Annotated in this window: 1 protein-coding gene; it reads left to right on the plus strand. The window is 58.7% G+C overall.

All coding sequences use genetic code 11. From position 1 onward, the window contains the following. Positions 1–7: 7 nt before the first annotated feature. Positions 8–1,791, plus strand: a 1,784-nt coding sequence (locus tag VES88_03435; protein ID HYN80529.1) for a serine hydrolase, incomplete at its 3' end; no start/stop codon positions are given.

Consider the following 1,791-nt stretch of genomic DNA (forward strand, 5'->3'; position numbering starts at 1 on the left):
AGGTCTCGTGCGCGAGCCGCCGGTCGGTAACTACTTTGAGACGACTGAGCCGTCACTCGCTCGAACCATTGCGAGCCTTAACGAGACCGAGTTGGTTTACGCGCCTGAAACCCGCACCAAGTATTCAAACGCGGCGATAGCGACGGTCGGCTTCGTGCTTGAGCGAACCGAAGGGCAGCCGTTCGCGAAATACCTCAAGCACGCAGTGCTTGATCCCCTCGGCCTTGAGCGCAGCAGCTTCGAGCCTACGCCGGAGATCACGAAGGACCTGGCGAAGGCTTATATGTGGACCATCGATGGCCGCGTCTTTGAGGCGCCCACGTTTGAACTCGGCATCAGCCCTGCCGGCAGCATGTACACAACGGTCACAGACATGGGACGTTTCATGAGCGCGCTGTTCGCCGGTGGGCGTGGCTCGAAAGGACAGATGCTGGGGGCCTCAACGATTGACGAGATGTGGACTCCGCAGTTCGCGCCGCCAGGACAGAAAACAGGATACGGTATCGGCTTTGGCGTGCGCGAACTTGAGGGCCGTCGCACAGTCGGTCATGGCGGAGCTATTTACGGTTTTGCAACTACGCTGAAGGTCATGCCTGACGACAAGCTCGGCGTGGTCGTCGTGACGACCAAGGATGCCGCGAACGCGGTGACGAATCGGGTCGCCAATTTCGCTTTGACGGTCATGCTCGCCGTGCGCCAGGGCAAACCCATCCCGCAGCCGGAAATCACTTCGCCCATCGATCCTGAGCTTGTGCGCCGAATTGCCGGGCGCTACGTAAACGGTCCAAATGGCGTCGATTTGATCGAGGGCGCCGGCAAACTTTCCAAACTCAGTAGCGCCGGCGGAGAGCAAGTGCGGCTGCGAACACTCGGCGACGCGCTTATCGTTGATGACAAGCTCGCTTACGGCGAGAAAATACTGGTTCGCGACAATGCAATTGTCATCGGCAACGAAGCGTTCAAGCGCGTCGAAGTTCCTCGACCTCAACCTGCGCCGGTGCGGTGGCGCGGACTGATAGGCGAGTACGGATGGGATCACGACATCCTTTACATCTTCGAGAAGGACGCCAAGCTCTGGGCCTTGATTGAGTGGTTCGAGTTCGACCCGCTTGAGCAAGTCTCGGAGAACGTCTTCAAATTTCCGGTCCGAGGACTCTACGACGGAGAGCGGCTCATCTTCACGCGCGACAAAACTGAACGCGCGACTCAGGTCGAGGCAGCCAGCGTCGTCTTCAAACGCCGCCACGTAGGGCCGGAGGAAGGTGCCGGGCAGCTTCGCATCGTGCCGCTCAGACCGGTCAGCGAATTGCTGAAAGAGGCGCTCGCAGCTCAGCCGCCGAAAGAAGCCGGAGAGTTTCGCCAGCCGGATCTGGTTGAACTCAACCGTCTTGATACGACCATCAAGCTGGAGATCCGTTACGCGACGACTAACAACTTTCTGGGTAACATCTTTTACTCCGAGCCGCGTGCCTTTTTGCAACGTCCTGCCGCTGAGGCGCTCGTCCGCGCTCATCGAAAACTAAAAGAGCAAGGCTACGGGTTGCTCATCCATGATGCGTACCGGCCGTGGTATGTCACCAAAGTGTTCTGGGATGCGACCCCGGAAGACAAGAAGCTTTTCGTGGCTGACCCGTCAAAGGGTTCGCGGCACAATCGCGGCGCCGCAGTTGATCTAACGCTTTACGATCTGAACACCGGACAACCTGTTGAGATGGTAGGGACGTATGACGAGACCACTGATCGCTCATACCCTGAATATCCCGGCGGGACCTCACTCCAACGTTGGCACCG

This window comes from Gemmatimonadaceae bacterium (assembly GCA_035633115.1).
Taxonomy (GTDB): Bacteria; Gemmatimonadota; Gemmatimonadetes; order Gemmatimonadales; family Gemmatimonadaceae; genus UBA4720.